This is a genomic window from Paenibacillus mellifer (assembly GCF_023195895.1).
GTDB lineage: Bacteria > Bacillota > Bacilli > Paenibacillales > Paenibacillaceae > Fontibacillus > Fontibacillus mellifer.
This window is the reverse complement of the sequence record NZ_JALPRK010000001.1, coordinates 339953-358831: the sequence shown is the minus strand read 5'-3', so window position 1 is coordinate 358831 and position 18879 is coordinate 339953. Positions and strand designations below refer to the sequence as shown.

At 52.2% G+C, this 18879-nt stretch carries 21 protein-coding genes and 5 tRNA genes; 6 read left to right on the top strand and 20 right to left on the bottom strand.

Annotated features, from left to right (window positions below; all coding sequences use genetic code 11):
* Nucleotides 1–22 precede the first annotated feature (22 nt).
* The 8 genes from M0651_RS01570 to M0651_RS01535 all read right to left on the bottom strand — a co-directional run bounded on the left by M0651_RS01570 (nucleotide 23) and on the right by M0651_RS01535 (nucleotide 5889).
* Entirely contained in the window at nucleotides 23–898 is an 876-nt protein-coding gene (locus M0651_RS01570; protein ID WP_248550086.1) for a type II secretion system F family protein, read from the bottom strand.
* A 19-nt stretch (nucleotides 899–917) separates the two neighbouring features.
* Nucleotides 918–1706, bottom strand: coding sequence for a type II secretion system F family protein (locus M0651_RS01565; protein ID WP_248550085.1), 789 nt, complete (start codon nucleotides 1704–1706; stop codon nucleotides 918–920).
* Nucleotides 1707–1753: 47 nt separating this feature from the next.
* A complete protein-coding gene (locus M0651_RS01560; protein ID WP_248550084.1) occupies nucleotides 1754–2974 on the bottom strand; it encodes a TadA family conjugal transfer-associated ATPase in 1221 nt (406 codons plus the stop codon).
* Nucleotides 2975–2977: 3 nt separating this feature from the next.
* Entirely contained in the window at nucleotides 2978–4120 is a 1143-nt protein-coding gene (locus M0651_RS01555; protein ID WP_248550083.1) for a CpaE/TadZ family protein, read from the bottom strand.
* Nucleotides 4121–4283: 163 nt separating this feature from the next.
* Nucleotides 4284–4709: a thiol-disulfide oxidoreductase DCC family protein gene (locus M0651_RS01550; protein WP_248550082.1), complete on the bottom strand. Its 426-nt coding sequence runs from the start codon at nucleotides 4707–4709 to the stop codon at nucleotides 4284–4286.
* Between the two features lie 107 nt (nucleotides 4710–4816).
* On the bottom strand, nucleotides 4817–5095 hold the full coding sequence (locus M0651_RS01545; protein WP_155606492.1) for a hypothetical protein: 279 nt from the start codon (nucleotides 5093–5095) through the stop codon (nucleotides 4817–4819).
* A gap of 251 nt (nucleotides 5096–5346) precedes the next feature.
* A tRNA-Leu gene (locus M0651_RS01540) sits at nucleotides 5347–5429 on the bottom strand.
* Between the two features lie 70 nt (nucleotides 5430–5499).
* Nucleotides 5500–5889 carry a helix-turn-helix domain-containing protein gene (locus tag M0651_RS01535; protein ID WP_372490861.1) on the bottom strand — a complete coding sequence of 130 codons (390 nt, stop codon included), beginning with the start codon at nucleotides 5887–5889 and terminating at the stop codon, nucleotides 5500–5502.
* A 207-nt stretch (nucleotides 5890–6096) separates the two neighbouring features.
* On the opposite strand from M0651_RS01535, the gene M0651_RS01530 reads away from it, so the two are divergent.
* Entirely contained in the window at nucleotides 6097–6729 is a 633-nt protein-coding gene (locus M0651_RS01530; protein WP_248550080.1) for a PAS domain-containing protein, read from the top strand.
* A gap of 12 nt (nucleotides 6730–6741) precedes the next feature.
* On the opposite strand, the gene M0651_RS01525 is transcribed toward M0651_RS01530, so the two are convergent.
* On the bottom strand, nucleotides 6742–7497 hold the full coding sequence (locus M0651_RS01525; protein ID WP_248550079.1) for an AzlC family ABC transporter permease: 756 nt from the start codon (nucleotides 7495–7497) through the stop codon (nucleotides 6742–6744).
* 38 nt (nucleotides 7498–7535) lie between these two features.
* Nucleotides 7536–7856 (bottom strand): AzlD domain-containing protein, encoded by a 321-nt coding sequence (locus M0651_RS01520; RefSeq protein WP_248550078.1) that lies wholly within the window; start codon nucleotides 7854–7856, stop codon nucleotides 7536–7538.
* Between the two features lie 94 nt (nucleotides 7857–7950).
* On the opposite strand from M0651_RS01520, the gene M0651_RS01515 reads away from it, so the two are divergent.
* Nucleotides 7951–8802, top strand: a complete 852-nt coding sequence (locus M0651_RS01515; RefSeq protein WP_248550077.1) for a Cof-type HAD-IIB family hydrolase — start codon at nucleotides 7951–7953, stop codon at nucleotides 8800–8802.
* A gap of 72 nt (nucleotides 8803–8874) precedes the next feature.
* On the opposite strand, the gene M0651_RS01510 is transcribed toward M0651_RS01515, so the two are convergent.
* From M0651_RS01510 to M0651_RS01495, 4 genes are all read right to left on the bottom strand, one after another.
* Nucleotides 8875–8957, bottom strand: a tRNA-Leu gene (locus M0651_RS01510).
* 30 nt (nucleotides 8958–8987) lie between these two features.
* A tRNA-Glu gene (locus M0651_RS01505) sits at nucleotides 8988–9062 on the bottom strand.
* A 151-nt stretch (nucleotides 9063–9213) separates the two neighbouring features.
* Nucleotides 9214–9302 (bottom strand) — tRNA-Ser (locus M0651_RS01500).
* A 10-nt stretch (nucleotides 9303–9312) separates the two neighbouring features.
* Nucleotides 9313–9388: transfer RNA gene (locus M0651_RS01495), tRNA-Asn, on the bottom strand.
* Between the two features lie 239 nt (nucleotides 9389–9627).
* On the opposite strand from M0651_RS01495, the gene M0651_RS01490 reads away from it, so the two are divergent.
* Together M0651_RS01490 and M0651_RS01485 are read left to right on the top strand one after the other, a co-directional pair.
* Nucleotides 9628–10899 (top strand): MFS transporter, encoded by a 1272-nt coding sequence (locus M0651_RS01490; RefSeq protein ID WP_248550076.1) that lies wholly within the window; start codon nucleotides 9628–9630, stop codon nucleotides 10897–10899.
* 90 nt (nucleotides 10900–10989) lie between these two features.
* Entirely contained in the window at nucleotides 10990–11547 is a 558-nt protein-coding gene (locus M0651_RS01485) for a helix-turn-helix domain-containing protein (protein WP_248550075.1), read from the top strand.
* Here the strand turns inward: M0651_RS01485 and brfA are convergent.
* Nucleotides 11436–11741, bottom strand: a complete 306-nt coding sequence (brfA, locus tag M0651_RS24355; protein WP_504928342.1) for a ribosome rescue factor BrfA — start codon at nucleotides 11739–11741, stop codon at nucleotides 11436–11438. The two genes, M0651_RS01485 and brfA, sit on opposite strands and share 112 nt — an antisense overlap.
* 44 nt (nucleotides 11742–11785) lie before the next feature.
* Nucleotides 11786–12256 carry a SprT family protein gene (locus tag M0651_RS01475; RefSeq protein WP_248550074.1) on the bottom strand — a complete coding sequence of 157 codons (471 nt, stop codon included), beginning with the start codon at nucleotides 12254–12256 and terminating at the stop codon, nucleotides 11786–11788.
* Between the two features lie 120 nt (nucleotides 12257–12376).
* On the opposite strand from M0651_RS01475, the gene M0651_RS01470 reads away from it, so the two are divergent.
* Together M0651_RS01470 and cmpA are read left to right on the top strand one after the other, a co-directional pair.
* A complete protein-coding gene (locus M0651_RS01470) occupies nucleotides 12377–12727 on the top strand; it encodes a hydrolase/acyltransferase (protein ID WP_248550073.1) in 351 nt (116 codons plus the stop codon).
* Between the two features lie 732 nt (nucleotides 12728–13459).
* Nucleotides 13460–13600, top strand: a complete 141-nt coding sequence (gene cmpA, locus M0651_RS01465) for a cortex morphogenetic protein CmpA (RefSeq protein WP_155606484.1) — start codon at nucleotides 13460–13462, stop codon at nucleotides 13598–13600.
* Here cmpA and M0651_RS01460 read toward each other — a convergent pair.
* The 4 genes from M0651_RS01460 to M0651_RS01445 are packed head-to-tail and all read right to left on the bottom strand — an operon-like array spanning nucleotide 13552 to nucleotide 18838.
* The gene (locus tag M0651_RS01460; protein ID WP_248550315.1) at nucleotides 13552–13704 is read right to left on the bottom strand and encodes a hypothetical protein; all 153 of its coding nucleotides are present in this window, start codon (nucleotides 13702–13704) and stop codon (nucleotides 13552–13554) included. The two genes, cmpA and M0651_RS01460, sit on opposite strands and share 49 nt — an antisense overlap.
* Entirely contained in the window at nucleotides 13697–15178 is a 1482-nt protein-coding gene (locus M0651_RS24160) for a stalk domain-containing protein (protein ID WP_248550072.1), read from the bottom strand. Before M0651_RS24160 ends, M0651_RS01460 begins: the two co-directional genes overlap by 8 nt.
* A 49-nt stretch (nucleotides 15179–15227) precedes the next feature.
* Complete coding sequence (locus M0651_RS01450; RefSeq protein ID WP_248550071.1) at nucleotides 15228–17063, bottom strand: FecR family protein; 1836 nt, start codon at nucleotides 17061–17063, stop codon at nucleotides 15228–15230.
* Complete coding sequence (locus M0651_RS01445; protein ID WP_248550070.1) at nucleotides 17060–18838, bottom strand: CHASE2 domain-containing protein; 1779 nt, start codon at nucleotides 18836–18838, stop codon at nucleotides 17060–17062. The genes M0651_RS01450 and M0651_RS01445 overlap by 4 nt, the downstream gene beginning before the upstream one ends.
* Nucleotides 18839–18879 lie beyond the last annotated feature (41 nt).

The window sequence follows — 18879 nt, the reverse complement described above, 5'->3', positions numbered from 1 at the left end:
CTTTATTCCTCCTCTGCTTGAATTATAAGTTCATAATCATAAACGCCGGTGCGCCAACTAGAATCAATACGGCCATAAACAGCAATACCATCGGAAACACCAGCTTGGACGAGGCCTGCTCGCCTAGCGTCTTGCCAACGGCTTTGCGTTTCTCCCAGAGTGAATGAGACAAGTCCCGCAGAGCTAACGCAAAATCTTCCCCGCCACGGCGGTAATTTAATAGAACCGACGTCGTAAAGGCCGAGACCTCTTGAATTCCACAACGTTTACTGAACCCTTCCATCGCTTGCTGAAATGAATCTCCTCCTTCCCATTCCTTCTGCATTTGCAGCAGCTCCCGATATAATGGATGGTCCGTCTGCTCTCGCTTGCGCTCCAGACATAACTTGATCGCCTGCTGAACCGTGGAGCCGGCTCCCACCAGCAATACGATCTTGTTCAGCAGCTCTGGTAATTCCAGCAAGACAACCTGTTCCCGCCGCTGCACCTTTCGATGAAGATCGTTAATCAGTGCCATCGGCACCAGCACGGCCAGCAGACCGCCGATCGCCAAGCCGGTAGCGCCATTACTCAACAGCGCCATCAAGCATCCAAAAATGAGAAACAGAAAACCGTACGTCAGCGCTTCAGCTAAAAACAACAACGTCAATTCACCGCTGCGGCGGTTGCCGCTGATTTTCTGCACGGCGCGCTGGACCTTAAAGAAGACGCCGGGGAACCGCTGCGACACCTTGACGCGTTCCAAGAGCAGCAACATGGGGGGCGATATGCGGACAAGCCTTAACCCCTCCATGGTGAGTCCCACGTAACCGCGGTAGAGGACGCGGGTTTTCTGATAGGCAACTAGCCAGCTTCCTCCTAATATGAACAACAGCAATCCCGATACCAACAGGTACATCTCCGCAAACGCCCCCCCTCTATATCCGTATATCGATGATCTTGAGCATCAACCAGGCGCAGACCGCAAACAACACTAACGCCAGACCAGAGATCAACAACCCGACTCCTTGATGCAGAGGACGCATATAGTCAGGGGAGGTCATTTGCATAAATAGCAGAAACAATACGGGGGCCGCCAGCATCGCCTTGGCTTCGAACCGCTTCTGAGCGATCATCACGCCGATTTCCTGGCTAATCTCCAGCTTCTCTCCGATGAGGTTCGAGGTTCGCCGGACGACTTCCACCAAATCTCCACCGGAACGCTTACAGGTCGTAAATACATCCGCAAAGTTCTCGATATCCTCCAGTGCGGCACGGCGGCTGAAATCGAGAAGAGCTTCCTCAACCGGCTGTCCATAATCCATACGTGCGCAGATAATCGCAAGCTCCCGCATGACATCGTTGTCTCCATCCGGATAAAGGAGCTTTAAGTCGTCGATCGCTTCGCGAAAGCCATTCTCCACCGAGCGGCCGGAGGCTAGTGATGAGGACAGCGAATACAGCGCCTGCTTAAAATGCAGGCTCAGGTTCTGCCTTCTCCGACGCAACAGGTAGCCGCTCCAATATTTCGGCGCATATGCGCCGCAGAGCGATAACAGCAGCGCCAGCGGGACGACCCGGAAGAAAACAAATCCCAAGGTAAAGAAGGCCGCTCCGCCAACCAGCATGCAGATGACTTTTTGTCGCGGGGTCAATGGATACACCCGATAATCCGCCAGTTTTGCCGAGTTTTCTACAGAATGGAGCCCAACCTTCCATTGTTGCAAATTCGTCCGTCCTCTTAGCAACAAACCACCCCTCTCCTTCCTGCGCATTAACTGAGAGACATACCCGCCATGCGCAGCTTGTCCGTATGAATTAATCCCGTTTCGCTGCTTTGTAAGTTACCGACGATTCGGCCGTTCTGTTCCCCCTCTTCCCGGAACATAAACAGCGGCTGAAGCACCACCTCCCCTTCCCGCAGACCAACAACCTCAGAGATTTCTGTTACCCGGCGTGAACGATCACGCAGTCGCGATAAATGTACGAAAACATCGATGGACGAGGCGATCTGCTGCCGTACGACCGGAAGCGGCAATTCAGCTCCGCTCAACACCATCGTTTCCAGCCGACTGATCATATCTGCCGTGCTGTTGGCATGCCCGGTTGAAAGACTACCGTCATGGCCGGTATTCATTGCCTGCAGCATGTCTAGCGCCTCTGCTCCGCGCACCTCGCCGACGACAATCCGGTTGGGCCGCATCCGCAGCGAGGATCGGATCAGATCGCGAACGGTGATTTCGCCTTTCCCTTCCGTATTCGCATTTCGCGTTTCGAGCGATACCAAATTGGGCACAGTGACGATCTGCAGCTCGGCCGAATCCTCAATCGTGATCACTCTCTCATCTGGCGGGATAAACTGGGACAAAGCGTTTAGAAAAGTCGTTTTCCCCGAGCCTGTCCCGCCGCTGATGAAAATGTTGTATTTGCTCCGAACGAGCCGCTGCAGCAGATCCGCCGCTTCCTCGCTAAGCGAGCCGATCGTAACCAACTGCTCCATTGAAAGCGGCCGTTCCGGGAATTTACGGATGGTCATCGTCGGGCCCTTCAAAGCGACAGGCGGCAGTACGATATTGACCCGCGACCCATCCCGAAGCCGGGCATCCACGATTGGCGACGATTCGTTCACCATCCGATTAACCCCCGACACGATCGTTTGGATGATGTCCTCCAAGCGTTCCCGGGATTCGAAGCGGACAGGAATCCGCCTCACCTGCCCCTCTCGTTCAACGAAAATCTCCTCATGGCTGTTGATCATAATTTCTGTAACCCCTCGATCCTCGACGAGCGGTTGAAGGACATCGAGTCCGCGGAACGAATCATACAACCTGCGCACCCATTTCCGCTTCTCTGCTGCGGTTGCCCCACTCAACCTCCGGTCATCAAGGACACGACGCTCAATGTAGTCCAGAAGCTGGTCATCACTCAGGACGGAGGTGACGTCCAGCCCCTGGCGGATTTCACTGCGCAGCACCGCAAAGTCCGATTCCTCCATCGCTCATCCCTCCAGCGCCACCGGAATCGGATCCTCGCCATGGAGTTCGCGGCAAAGCCGAATCATGTCGCGTTGATATAGAGGGGAGTGTTGCAGTTCCCCTTGGCGGCTGCCTTGACTCCAAGCGGGTATATAGGCTAATGTAGCCTGAATTTTCATTTCCGACCTCGGCAAATCGGCCGACCTTTTCCCCGTATAGCGATTGAGTACAAACCGGATTCTCCCCACCAGAGACCGGTAAAAATCCGGACGCGAACGTTCCAGATGAGCCAGCCAAGCCCCGGTTTTACGCATCACTCCCCAATCGTCCGTGACGACCCAAACAACGCGATCCGCCCGCTCCAGGACCGCTTCCGTCCTGCCGTCCGGGAAGGAATCCATGTCCACAACCACCGAGTCATACAAGCCGCTCCCGGCAATATACTCAATCAACTCGGCCGTATCCTTACGTTCCATTTCCAGCAGCTCGTTAAGGTTGTCCGGAGGAGCCAGCGTATCCCCTTGAAGGACGGGATGCCTGTAGGTGTATGAGGATATCGGAAACCGTGGCGCCTCCCGACGATCATCCGCCGCCTTCAAGTCGTACAACAACCGGGCCATCCCCGCTCGCCCTTCTCTTAAGCCTTGTCCGACATTTGGCAGTTCACTGCCGATCGTCTCCAGGTTAAGGTAGAACACTTTCTCCCCTTCCATCGCCAGCTGCCGGGCCAGATGAAGTGCAACCGTCGTCTTGCCACAGCCGCCGACAGTTGAATAAACCCCAATGACCAGCGGCTGTCCGCCGGAAGGCATCGAGGTCCCCGGACCTCCTCGAACAAGCTCCACCACCGAAGACATCAACTGGTGCAACGGCTGATATTTCTCAACACATAAGCCGCCGATTCCCGAGGAATCACCGTTTTCCCCCAGCTTGATCCAGCAAAGTCCAGGTCGCTTCAACGGATCAACCGCCTCAAGAAAAATCGGATCCCCCAATATCGCGTCGATGTCCCCGCCGGATTCCAGCACATATTGGGTAAACGCCTCCTTCCGGCTGAATGCGGTCACCACCAAACGCCGTTCAAACTCGCTCTCATGCACGTACCTCAGAAACGGATCGATATACTCCTCTTCTTGCACGGCCAACACCAATTTAATCGGAACCATGATCCACCGTCCTTCTATGGAACGAAAACAAAAAAACACCGCCCAAAACCCGAAATAAAATCGGTTTATGGACGGTGCTACCGTTCCCGCATTCCTGAAATTTACAGTAAGAATATCACAAATATGGATTGCAGACAAGATCTATTTTATCGATTCAACGCCTCTAACCGTCTTCCAAAAACCGCTCCTTCAGCTCCCGGGTCGGAACCAGGCAGGTTTCGTCCTTGCCAAACCACCGGTAACGATGCTTGGCAACGAATTGATACGCTGCATCCCTAAGACCCCGCGGCACGATGATTAATGCATATAGCAGCGGCCAGAGATACCGCAACCCTCTGGCAATGCGCAGTGCCGCCGCCGAGCGGGTATAGGAAATCCCGTGTTCAATCAAAACAACGCTGTCCAGCGCCTCCACACGTGCCCCAGCAGCTTGCAGCAACCGGATACCGGCTTGTGATTGCAAGGAGGCAAAGCGAAATCGCCCGGCCGAGTCTCTCTTGATAATAAACTTGACGGCCCCCTGGCATAAATGACAAACGCCGTCGAACAAGATGACGCGCTCATTCCCCTTAATCGGTTCTTCTGACACGTTCTAGTCCCCTCTCCCTGTGGGATCGACGTTGTTCCTAAATCATTATATAAGAAAAAAGCACGGAAAGGTTCCCGTGCTCGCCGTCGCCAGATGGCACTATCGATTTACTTGGACGAAAGCTTGTCGAGCCACTGCCCTTCTACCATTTGACGGTTGATTTCACCCGAAAATTTCTCCATGCATTGGCAAATGAAGTCTTTACGGCAGACCGGGCAAGGTGTCTTTTGCAGCCTGCTGACGTTGGTTAACCGCCATTCGGGATTACGGTGGTAAAACACGCGGCACGCCGTACCGTCGGCCATATTCACGATAAACTCATACAATCCGTCCTTATCGTTACTGCCGGCCTTGGTTACATTTACAACATTCGGTCTGTAGGACATGTTATCACCCGTATTATCAAATTTCATTCCAGAGCGAAGCTCTTTTAGTACTTAGTCATATTAAATAATTTTTATCAGCATGTCAACTTGAAAACCCGCCCAGGCGGCCTGATCTGACGCACTTTGTGCAAGATGCCTATTAGAATGTGCAAATCTTCACCGCTCCATACCCGTAGACTTCGAAAAAATAAGCGGCATAACCAAAAAAAGAACCTCCCGGATTCCGAGAAGTTCTTTGTCGGCTTTATGGATGCGGTCGAGAGGACTCGAACCTCCACGGGCGTACGCCCACTACCCCCTCAAGATAGCGTGTCTGCCATTCCACCACGACCGCGATTGTAAAGACAGTTGTTCAGACGAACATGGATTATTATATCTTCGCGGTCATGAAAAGTAAAGTGGAATTATTTGTCCCTCCGTCCGGCCTTCAGCCTCCGATAACGGGTAAACTCGATGTACTCCCGGACGAAAGCTCTCTCTGATTCCGTAAGTGTGCCCACAAACAGGTTCCAATCTTTTTCGGTGGTGACATATTCCGTTCTTTGGTCTTGCACGAATCCGGCCTGTTTCTCTCTTCCGGTCATGAGCCAGTCCAGACTGACATCGAAAAAAGCGGCGATTTCAATCAATTTATTCGTACTCGGCGTGGATTTGCCGCGTTTCCAGTCCCCGAGATTCCCTGTACTGATCCCAAGCTCCAGGCAAAAGGCTTTTTTGGTCATGCCCGCGTTTTTGATCAGCAATTCGATACGCTCGTAAATCGACAACTTCTCTCCAACCTTCCTAACAAACATTAATGACGCATTTAAGTAATTTGGCCATTGTAGAACGACGTATATACGTATATAATAAATTGAAATACTGCGATACATTGCCATGCGTATTTTCGTTTCAAGAAAGGGCTTGTTTATGTAAACGTACGCCTATATCTTAACACAGGGCTGGCAAGTACTTAATAGGTCGGAAGACTGCCCTTATTTCATGACAGGAGCGCACCCGCCGTGAAAGAGAACCCCCATTGGAAAGAACCCTATCATTCGTTGAATCAAAGCATTGCGATCCTGGACCCTAACGGAACGATCGTCTCTGTCAATCGGACCTGGGCAACTCGTGCCTCTCAGCTAGGCGTTGCTCCCGGATGGGAGCAACCCGGTTTAAATCTATTTCAATTTTTCCAGTATGGACCGCATCATCTTACTTATTTTAACGTCCGCCAGCTGCTGGAGCAATTTTCACACATTTTAAACGGAGACACCGAGATATTCGCTGTCGAATTCATGGCGCCGACCAAGGAACAGGAACTATGGTTTCTCGCCGAAATGACCCCTTATGCCGAGGAGCCATCCTCCCCTCCCCAAGGAATCGTGATCACCTGCACTGACATCACCAGGCTGAAACGTCAAGAAATTCAAATGCAACATGATTTAGCCCATATTCGAACGCTCCGGGGGCTATTGCCGATTTGCGCGGTATGCAAGAAAATCAAGGACGAAAACGACCTGTGGAGCACAATCGAAGCCTACCTCATCAAGCATACCCACGCCGAATTCACCCATGATATTTGTCCCGATTGCATTCGAGCATTGTATCCCAAATATTCTTCAATTCTGGACCTGCCTGCCCAGCCAGAATAACCTATACACGGTTTAACGCATCGTTCTTTCCGAGTTGCCTTCGGGCTGGACGGGATTCATCCGCTCTGATCTCCTTCGACTGATCTGATGCCCTATCGTAGCGCCGGCCAAGCCTCCGGCGATCAAGCCGACACCCCCAAGCTGGAGCATCCCCGCCAAGGTAGCCAGTACTGCCCCACAACCTGCGGCGGCCAAATAAGGTAACGTGCGTTCCCCTCCGGCAAGCAAGGCGATGAAGAGTGCCGGCAGCGCAAAGGTTAGTACCTCTGCCAGCTCCGCGGTGACGAAGCTGCCCAGTCCCGTGCCTGCGGCTGTGCCGGCAACCCATGACCCATAAATGGCCAACGCGAAAGTTATATAGTAAGAAGGCAATATGACATTCCCTAGCGTTGCCCGGCTAGATATCACCGCAAACCCTTCGTCAGTGAGGCCAATCGCCGCCAGCCACTTCCGGGATTCCCGCCAATTAGCCAAATACGGTCCCATGGTCGCACCATACAACACATGACGCATGCTTAACAGGAGGAGTGTCGATACGATGGTTACAGGGGCCGCGGCTGAAGCAAACATGCCAAGCAGCATAAACTGAGCTCCCCCCGAGAAAATCCACACCGAGCTGAACACGGCGATTCCTTCGTGTAATCCTCCCGCCGTTGCGAGCACACCGTAGGTCATGGACAACGGAAAATAAGCCAACATGATCGGGAGCGCATCCCGCAGAGCCAACTGGATTTCTTCTCTTCGATTCGACCGATTCAATCGGTTCATGAGCGCTTATCCCCTTCCTTTCTAATAGTTCCTGCCGTCTACCCAAATAAGGCATGAAAGCCGGCATAGAATACGACGCCGGCAGCCACGGTTAACAAGAGCCGCCGCGACCACCAGGCGATGATCATCGTAGGAATAGCTGCAAACAACATCGAATTATTCGCAAGCGGAATCCACTTCCCCTCTTGGAGCAGCAGCAGCGGGCCAATCAACGCGCCAAGCACGGCAGGAGACACAAAGGACAGCCATTTCTTCGTCGATTCGGACCATCGGACCCGGCTCCCTAAAACTAATGAGCCTGCCCGTAATAAATAAGTTCCTGCTCCAATCAGAATAATAACCCAAAGCTGAGTTGCCACGTCTTGATCTCTCCTTGACCTGAAATGCATTTCATAATCTATACTCTAGCTAAACAGACAACGCCCCCAAACGATGGGCTAGGAGGAAACTACAATGAAACTGATCGCTGTGGATCTGGACGGAACACTGCTCACCTCGGACAGCCGCCCGAGTTCTCAAGGCTTGGACGCCATTTCGCATGCCGTAAGCAAAGGCCATACCGTAACGCTCTGTACCGGAAGAGCGAGTTTTGACGCCCGACATTTAACCGGAGAACTGTCCATCCCGATCATCGCTTCGAATGGAGCGGAGGTTTTCGACCGGGAAGGAACATTGCTTCGGGAAACACCAATTGACCCAAGCGCTGCTGCGGAGGCTGTTCGTTATCTATTGAAACACGACGTATATTTCGAAATCTTTTGCCCAGAAGCCATTTATTCGCCTTCCGACGGCGAGCAGAAGCTGCTGGCTGAAATGGATATTCTCGTCAGTGCGAATCCGGGGGTCGATCGGGATCAGCTCTGGGAAAGCGCCAAAATCCAGTTCGTTCAATTTGGCTTCCGGGGAATCGACCATCCGCTGCAACTGCTTGAGCAGGGCCGTCCGGTATATAAACTCTTGGTTTATACCTTCAACGAGGACAAGCTAAACGAAATTACGATGCATTTCAACGACCAACTGCAGGTGCATACTACTTCCTCTGCCAACCATATTGTGGAGATTATTGCGAAAGAAACCGACAAAGGAAGCGCTTTGCGATTCCTGGCCGGCCATCTGGGAGTGGACATGTCCGATACGGTTGTGATCGGGGACAGCTACAACGACATCTCGATGTTTGAAGCCGCCGGAACCAAAATTGCCATGGGCAATGCGGTGGAAGAAATCAAGCATCTGTCCACGATGACGACTCGAACCAATAACGACCACGGGGTTGCCTACGCTATTCGCTCGTTACTCGAAATCTAACCTCACGCTCACAGCTGCAGGTATGAAGAAAGAACCTTGCTAACCGCAAGGTTCTTCTCGTTTTTACTGGTATGCGGTAGAGAGGACTCGAACCTCCACGGGCGTACGCCCACTACCCCCTCAAGATAGCGTGTCTGCCATTCCACCACTACCGCATATTGAATTGGTGAATCTCATAATTCAAATGGTGACCCGTAGGGGATTCGAACCCCTGTTACCTCCGTGAAAGGGAGGTGTCTTAACCCCTTGACCAACGGGCCATGCATAACCATCGCCTTGAGGCAGCGACAAAAATGAGTATATCAAAAAGCAATGCACCTTGCAACCCTTAATTATTGGCATACTGGCATTCAAGCACGAGAAAGCCCTCCAGATCACCGGAGGGCTTTCTACATCCACGATTATACTCAACGGAGAGAGAGGGATTCGAACCCTCGCACCGCTTACGCAGTCTAACCCCTTAGCAGAGGGTCCCCTTATAGCCACTTGGGTATCTCTCCAAGAATGAAGTGGCTCCCCGAACAGGACTCGAACCTGTGACAACTCGATTAACAGTCGAGTGCTCTACCAACTGAGCTATCGGGGAACGAAAAATAACGAGAACATCATTTAATTTATCACGCTTCCGCGGCAAAGTCAAGATTCAAAGCGCTTTCGAACCCCTTCCTTCTTTCCCCAATCCGCTCTGGCACAAGGTAAATCACCCTTTAGAATACACTTGGACAAACTTAGCAAAAAAAGGTTGCATTCTTTCGAATATTCTATAAAATTAACATAACGTTAAATTAATTTTAACGTATTATTATTTTTAAAGGATGGGTGCCCATGAGTCAAGAAGTGCGGGTCAAAAGTCAACCATTTACCGGGTTTAGAGAACTAGCGGTTTATAAATCGTTTATGTACCTTCTGCTGGGCCGTGTGATTTCTCGATTTGGGGATTCCGTCGATTCCATTGCCTACAGCTGGATGGTATACATGCTAACCGGCTCCAAACTGTTGATGGGTACTCTGTTTGCACTCAATTTCATACCGAACATAGCCTTTAGTTTTTTTGCAGGAACGCTGGTGGACCGCTGGTCCAAACGAAAAGTCGTCGCAATTACTTATCTGGGACGCGGCCTGATCGTTTGCTTCACGGCTTTGCTCTATTGGCAAGGCTGGCTTGTCCCCTGGCATCTTTATGTGTTGACGCTACTCACCTCAACGCTGGAATGCTTCGCATCTCCTGCCGAACTGGCCCTAGTTCCCCAATTGCTGCCTAAGGAAAAACTGCTAAGCGGCAATTCCTTTAGCACCTCCGCCTCTCGGGCGGCTGAATTAGCGGGAATGGCTGCCGTCGGCGGCATCATTGCGAGCTTTGGAATCTCCACAGCCATCCTGATCGACGGTCTTACCTTCACCATTGCCGCTGCTTTCATCCTGCTGATCCGAGCGCCCCGCCAGCTTTCGCCTGAACCTCCTCACAACACCGCCCAGAGCAAAATCTCCTTCTTTCAGGAACTAAAAGTAGGGTTGCTGTATCTCAAATCCAATAAGCTGCTCATTACCATCGTCATGGCCGCGGCTTTCGTCAACTTCTGCTTGTCTCCGTTTAACGTGCTGAATGTCGTCTACGTGGATAAAATTTTGGATTCGGGCCCCGACGGTTTAAGTTTGATGGGGATTAGTTTGGTCTCTGGCACCATTGTCAGCGGATTATGGATTGGCAAAAGAGGCGCTGCCTACAAAAAAAGCCGGCTCATCTTAACCGGGTATCTGCTGCTTGGCATCAATTATGCGCTGATGTACTTGCCTGCAATCCTACCAATTCAACCGCTGGCCATGGCCACGTTGTTCAGCTTTGGCATTGGCTTGTCTGTCTCGTTATGCAGCACACCATCTACCACCTATTTTATGGAGACGGTGCCGAAGGAGCTCCTTGGCCGCGTGGGGGCGCTTTACGGAATGGTGTGTACTTGTGCGATACCCGCGGGGAGTGCCCTCGCCGGTATCCTGGGGGAATGGGTGCAAGTCCACCTGTTGTATGTGAGCTTTGGTATTCTCTTGCTGGTTCCCGTTTTTATGTTGATGAAACAGCGAAATTTCATGGAGATCTGATCCAATCATGCTTTGCGCAATTTATAGGCCCGAGCTATACTTATAATAAGTGACGGTCAACCGTCTTATGTTCGGGTAGGGGGCTTACAGGTGAACGAGGCGAAGGAATTGAAAACGCTGGAGGACATTCGGATCTATTCCGACCCATATCGTCTTCAAATCCTGGATACATTCAAGCAATTGAATCGTCCAGCGACAATGAAGGAAGTGGCGGATACGATGGGCGAGGTTCCGGCTAAAGTCTATTATCATGCCAAAAAGCTAGAGAGTATCGGTCTCTTGCAGCTCGTGGACACCAAGGTCATTAATGGCATCACCGCGAAATATTATGAACCTTTTGAGGGCGCCATTCATATTAAGAAGAGCTACTTCGACGATTCGCTCAAGCAGGTCGCTTTAACAGAAACCGAAAAGCTGCTGAGCAATTTATACGACGAAAGCAAGAAACGTTTTTTGAAATCATCTCGCTCCGATACGTCTTCCGGTCAGTTAAGCAACGATCACGTGTATTTGACTCCGCAGGAAGTTGAGGAATTTCAAGCGTGGATCTCGGCGTTTCTAAAAAAACACCAGTCCAAAACAACCGAGGATAGTAAGCAATACGAAATTTTTACGACCATAGCAAAAAGCAGCGAAACCGAGGACTGAAAATAAAAAGAACCATCGTCTCCGTAAGGGGAAGCGTGGTTCTTATATTTTTGCCGATGGAGTTGTTCCTGCTTCGTTTTCGTCTTTCGGGTTCGCAGATCTTGAAACGCGAACGGGCTGCGGCTGAGTTCCGGGCTGCGTTTTCCTTCACGAATGAGCTTTTGCCGCAGCTTCTTGGCTTGAGATTGCGCCATCTCTAATCACTCCTTATGTCGTTTGATCTAAGTATAACACATCCTTAGCCGCCGGATAACGTATAAAGGCGCAGCCGACCGGCGCATTTCCCGCAGCGGTACCGGTTCGGATCGACGCGGCGTTTTCGCAGATACTCCATCCCACATTCCGTGCACACCAGCTTGTATCGGTGCGGCAAGACCTTCCGTTGCTTGCTCCCGGGTAAAGAATGGCAATACCGGCTGCCGCCAACTTTTTGAAGCAGGGCCTTAAAGTCCGCATCGCGATGTTGATACCCTCGTCCCGCCAGATGCAGGTGGTAGTGGCATAATTCGTGCTTGATGATGCGCTCGACTTCCTCCTCTCCATAGGTGGCGAGCTGGGCGGGATTAATTTCGATATGATGGCTTTTCATAAAATAGCGGCCCCCTGTTGTTCGTAGCCGGCTGTTAAAACGGGCTTGGTGCCGGAAAGGCACGCCGAAGGAACGCAGCGAGATTTGCTCGATCCAGGCTTGCAGCTGCTCATCTGTCATCGTCCTCTCCCCCTCCTGTTGTCGTAAGTGCGAGAAATTTGCTAGATTCATTACTTGAATTTTAACTTCTCCTTACGCTACACTGTCAAGTAGGATGGATAGCAAAGGAGAATCGCAAGCATGTCCCATATGAGATACGTTATTTTGCAGCAAGGCTCGAATCTAGTTTTCGTAGAAATGCCCCGCGACTATGCCTATCAGCTCAGCGCTTTGAATCTGCGGCTGAACAAGGAAATCGATAAATTGACGGCCTCTGAGATTCCGTCGCTGCCGCGCGCAATTGCCGAATGCGACCAGCTCGATCTCCTGCAGGAATCGTTGCAGATCACGAGCGGCCTGGATTATATCAACGGACTGGAGTCCGCTTTTTCCGCGATCCGTGAGGAAAACTACCCCTTGATCTCGTTGCTCACCGAAATCCGCGCCCTCCAAGCTCAACTCGAGCAATGGTACGAGGAAGAAGGCGCGTAAAATTACGCACTGCTTGAACAGAACCAACCCGAGCCGACTGGACTAGCTTCTCATTGTGATGAGAGCGGTACAGCCGGCTTTTTACATTGTGAGATTCGGCCCATCCCCTTTGGTCCGGCATTGCTGCTTGCGAGTCGGTGTCGCTCTTAGTTAGTTGGCGTCACTCCTCCTTAGTCGCGTCGCTTTAACGGAACGTAGGGACCTTATTCGCTCATTTCCCGACGATTTCCCGCTCTAACGGAACAGAATGACCTTATTTAACCAAAATGGCAGCTGCTTCTCTGCTTTTGCCTCTAATAAGGTCTCCTCGTTCCGTTAGAATAGGATGATCCTGTCTTTCGGACAAATAACGTCTCTGAGTTCCGTTAGAATGGCCCGAGCAGCGGAAGGCCGGCTGAATTCAAGATTCGACGCCGAATCCTCTCCTCCGATCCCGCTTCGTGATCAAAAGCCGGAATTTTAGTCTCACATTCCAATAAAGACAAAAATGCAGGCTTTTCAGCACCGAGAAGGTTGAGTGAACCCGAAGAAGGAGGAGCGCAGTGTAGGTGGAGCCTACATGAGCACCGCACTTCGAGGGTGAGCGCAAGATTCGACGCCGAATCCCCTCCTTGACATTGCTTCGTGATCAAAAGCCGGAATTTTAGTCTCATCTATGAGGGGACTTGCACGGATTGGGGGAATGCCCCATACCCTAACCATACCAATGGGTTACCGGAGGAGGGGATACGCTTGCCGAACTGGCTCAGCAATCAGATCATGCGTGCCTTTAACAAGAGAGATCGTCGTCAGATTCGTCTGCTCAACGATTGTTGGTTTTTTTACTACAGTCGCCGAAATAGCCACACTGACAACACCAACCCGATGCAATAACGGCTGATCCAAAAAACAAGGGGCGGCTCCGCTGCGGCATGTACGCCGGCTTGGAACAGCCCCGTATTCTCGTTATAGGTTAGACTGAATCCCGTATTAGTCACGGCCAATCACCAACGCATGGAACTCCTCGTCTCGGACGACGAGATAACCTAGCACGTCGGTTAAAAACTCGGACTCTACATAGTACTTCCCGCCGATCCGCAATACACCTGACTGCCAAGCTGAAAACGTCACCCGCCACATTCCCTTCTTAAGAGAAAGTTCTTCCCGATCCGCAGACCACGTCACCTGTGCGCCCCACGCTTCAAACAACTCCCGCACCGGTAAATAGATGTTCTCCTGGCGAATGATCGGTTGTGTTGCTCCTGAAAACCGGACAAGCTGGCCGTCAAACCATACCTGAAGCTGGGCCCCGGCGGGCTCGAGATCGACGGTATCCAGCAAATCAACGCCGCTGCGCAATACGGGCAGCGCATCTGTACTCACCTGAATCTTCTGAACCACACCGCCGATGGCATCACTCATGTAAAGCTCCCCGGTGCGATAGGCAAGCCCGTAAGGCTGCGTGAGCCCCCCTGGCGCCAACGATCCCGCGGGTAGCTCTGTCAAACTGCCGGTTGCGGGAATCAGCACCGACGCTTTGCCGACATCCAGCGTTACTACACGTCCGGCAGGTGTAATGGCGCGTACTCGATGGTTCAGCCGATCGGCCACATAAAGGACCCCATCCCCATAGGCCAGTCCCGTTGGACGGTTAAACCGGGCTTGCTCCGGCTCACCGTTGCGGTAGCCTCCGCCCAAGTAGCCGGTGTCGCGGTCGAGTGCCCCCGGTACCCCGGCATAGGTCACCACCCCCTCCGCCCGGATGTGGCGAATGACCTGGTTGCCGCTGTCGGCCACATACAGCCCGTTATCTCCCCAGGCTAGTCCAACCGGCTCGTTAAACTGTGCCAATGATAGGTCTCCGTCCATATAGCCCCCCTTCTCCCCTGGTTGCCCGGCCCAAGTGCTGACCGAACCGTCCGGCGCAATCCGGCGGATCACGTGATTTAACGTATCGGCCACGTATAAATTCCCTTCGCCGTCCAGCGTAAGGCCCGTTGGATTGTGAAATTGTGCCTCCTTCGCCGCTCCGTCACGATACCCCGCCTCGCCGGTTCCGGCAAAAGTATATACTGTGCCGTTTTTGATTTTGCGGATGACCTGATTGTCCGTATCGCTGACATAAACGGTACCTCGGCCGTCACTAGTGAGAAAAGCCGGACGTTGAAACAAGGCTTGGCCAATCGAACCATCCCGGTACCCTCCATTCTCCGTCTCCGCCGCTAAACCAGTGTAGGCAGTCCAAGCGGTTCCGTCCCATGCCCAAATCCGGCTGGCACCCGCGTCGGTGGCCAGCAGCGTTCCATCGGAAGCAAAGGCAAGGCCCGTCGGCTCAATCATCTTGTCAGTAACGTTAGAAGCCAGCGCCTGCCCCACCGGGAAGGGGGTTAAAACACCTCCAGACAACCCAATCAAGAGCCCCGCGCTCAACAACGCAGTTCGAACACCGAATAGCACGTCCTTAATTAACACACTTAACCTCCCCCCGATATAACTTGCAAACGATCCCAGGTCTATGTCTTTAATTCTCAACCGTAATCATAATTACCGCATGATCCAAGACATCCAGATATTCAAACGGGATCTGAAGAATGTACTCCCCCGGATCCAACGTATTCAAGAAAGCTTGTCTTAACGTAAACCGCAGTTGAGAACCATCAATCTCCCAGTTGAAGTCTTGCAGCGACATCAAGCTTTGTGGATCCGCACCCGTCGGATCGGACAGCACCGTGTCATAATCATCGTCCGGACCAAAAGCATCTCCAAGGCCATTCACAAGCCATACGAGATCGCCCGGCTCCGATTTGCTGTAGGTCACTTGTTCACGGTCCGCATGCGGCTTCACTTCGGACGAGAGCTCGATAAGCGACTGCAAATCACCGGTATTCGGATTGCGAAGTAATCCTTCCTGAATATAGAAGGTGATTTCCGATTTGAACTCGAGGCTGCCGTCAAGCTTGATGATCAGACGGTTCCCTTCGATGCTCAAGCCGGACACAACTTTGGGATGGGGATTATCCGGATCATAAGCTGCGACATTCGTTAATGTGATCGCTGATTCTATCGGATCAGGCACTCTCCCACCCGTATTAAACTCGATTGCCGTCGTAAACGGAACAGAAATGGTCGACAGATCCCATACTAAGGAGTATGGCTCTTTCTCTATCAGCTCCATATCCAACTCCGGCGGTTGAGGCACGCGGGCATGCAGTTCGATCATCGGTAAATGAAAACCAGAGGCAAAAAACAGCTTCAACCCCAACGATTCAATTCCGCTCTCAACGCCTTGCATGTAGGAAGTCTGGATGACCAATACCGTTTGATCCGGATTCGCACCCGCCGCCACCACGTAATCCACACCCTCCACCAGATCCGTTTCCGTATCGGTACGCATCACCCTTATGATCCGATCTCCATACAGCTTCAACACAATACTCGCATCTGTGCGTTGCTCCGGATCTTGCTCAAATTCCGGTACGGAGATGATCGTCGGATAAGTAGGCGCCGGGTCTTGACCACCACCTGATCCGCCGCCTGAATTGCCGGAGGGCAAAGATCCCGGTGAGCTAATTCCACCCTCCTCTTCAAACCTTATAACCGGAGAAGCTGCCGTTGTTCCATTTTGCCGACTGCTGAGCTCCTCTTCCGTTTTCTGCTCAATGACCCGCTGTAACAAATCCATCACTTCAGGCAGGGCCCCCCCGGCCGAATTCAGATCTTCATAATGCTGCTCCAAAACAAACAACGGGAGATCTCCCCAATCAAGCGCTTCAACCGTCCCAGTGCCATCAGCCGTCCGCCATAGCTGCTCCCCGGGGCGAACCATGACATCCGCAGTCGCCTCCGCCGCGGTTGCCCTCCTTACCGCGACACGGCCTTCCAGAACGCCAACGTACGTCTGAGCCTGTGCGTACCCGACGATAAATTCCGTACCCATCACGCCCATCACCGTAGTTGGCGTTTTGATTTCGAAACGGGAGTCTTCGGTCAGCTTCTTCTTCACTTTGATCAACACGCTGCCTTTTTGGAGAGATAAACTTGTCTTTCCCTCCATCGCCTTTGCGCTTTTCACCAATTCATGAATGACCAGTTTCGTATCCGGACCGACATACACCAGCTTATCGCTGTCCAGCTCAAGCTCGATGTGTGCTTCCTCGCCGGTGATCAGTACGTCGCCTTCGGTCACAGCCATATTTTTCACGGCCTTGAACTTCTTCTCGCCGCCCTTTTTCACCACGGCGCTTCCGGTGACATCAAGGATTTTCCCGAACTTCTTCGTGTCCTTCGCCACCGCCGCCTCCGGCGTGAGCATCGTTACCGCCAGCAGCAGCAATAACGTGATCCTGATGAATTTCAAAGTAAACCCTCCACTTCGTACGCCACAATTTCCTGTTCTTTGCCTTTAAGTTGATAGAAGCCGGGTCTGGAGACGGCCACTCTTCCTTCAACTTGCATATATACGGCCTCGCTGAGCAAAATCCGTCCCGGCTCCGCCCGGTTCTCCAACCGCGCCGCCGTATTCACCGTATCTCCGATGGCGGTATAATCCATCCTTGTCCGCGAGCCGATGTTCCCAAATACCGTCGGTCCCGTATGGATGCCTATGCCAAACGTAATCTCGCGGTTCAGCCGCGTTTTCCATTTGCTCTCGAGCTCCGCGGCCCCCTTCTGGATCGCCATAGCCGCCTGTACAGCTTTGAATGCATGATCCTCCTGTTCCAGAGGCGCATTAAATATTGCCATTGCGGCGTCCCCAATAAACTTGTCCAACGTTCCTTCATACCGAAATACGCAGCGCGCGGCCAAATCCAGATATTCATTAACAATCGAAACAATCTCCTCGGGCTCCGAGGACTCGGACAAGGACGTAAATCCACGTATATCAACGAACATGACGGTTAAAGTGCGACGTACTCCCCCTAGCTTTAAGCCATCTTTTCCAGTCGTTAAAATCTGATTGACCACCTGCGGGGCCACATAACGTCCGAAGATCTCAGTCACTCTCCGCCGCTCCGTCCATTCGTAAAAATAACGCAGCAGCAGCGCCGCCAAATAGAAAGCCCCCAGGAACATCAGCGGATATCCGATAGGAACCAGCAGACCAAGGTCATAAAGCCATTTACCGCCGGCAAGCAACAGGGCGGCCGTTACCGCAAGCATCAACAGCGAATAGACCGGATGAACCAGACGGAACATTCCATAGGCAGCAGCACCCGCGACAAGCAGCAGCAATGCGGTCCAATACCATTCCACCGCTTTCTTGAAGTTGTTCTCTAGCAGGGCTTGTACGATGTTAGCGTGAATTTCTACGCCGAACATAAGGGTATGATGATCCAGAGGAGTGGCGTAGTTGTCTTGGAGGGAGGCCGTATAAGGCCCGATCATTACGATCTTATCTGCAAAATAATCCGCGGGGATGTCCCCATGCAACACGGAGGAATAGGAGAACATCTCATATTGCCCGGGAGTACCGGTAAATGGAATCACAAACCGTCCGAACTCATCCAACGGCGGCGGAGTGGGCGTACGTGTCCCGCCGGACGGCTCGCTGCGCTGCAATTGCACGGTATACAACCGGTAAATCTCCCAAGCAAAATGATTAACCGAACGGCCTTTATAGTCGAAACGAAGCAGGGAACGTCGTACAACCTGATCCTGATCCGTCATCACATTAATATGTCCTACGGCTGCGGCTACTTCGCGTAAAGCGTTAAACGGGTCGGCCAGCGTCAATGCCTGAACCACCCCCCGCTTCTGAGAAGACCCAAAGGTTCCATAGGTCGGCAGTACGACATTTCCTGCCTGCGAAACCGACTCTACCCACGTCGCATCTGCGTCAGGCGATGAGGACGGTACTTGAAAGGTCAGATCAAAAGCGACCACAGTCGGATGTCCGGACGAAATCCGATCCAACAGCTCGGCATGAACGCTACGCGGCCAAGGCCACTGTCCAAGCGAGCGGATACTTTCATCATCAATGCCGATTAGGACGATTCTCGAGTCGGCGAATCCCTGCCTCTGGTAAACCCGGTCCTCCACCCATGAATCCAGGTCGCTGGGGTATCCCCGGTAAACCAAGAACAAGGCGATGCCGATCAGCACGCCCCAAACGGTAATTAATCTGCGCCTCACACATTCACTTCCCGATCGGTTGTCATAATTCTAATTTAAGA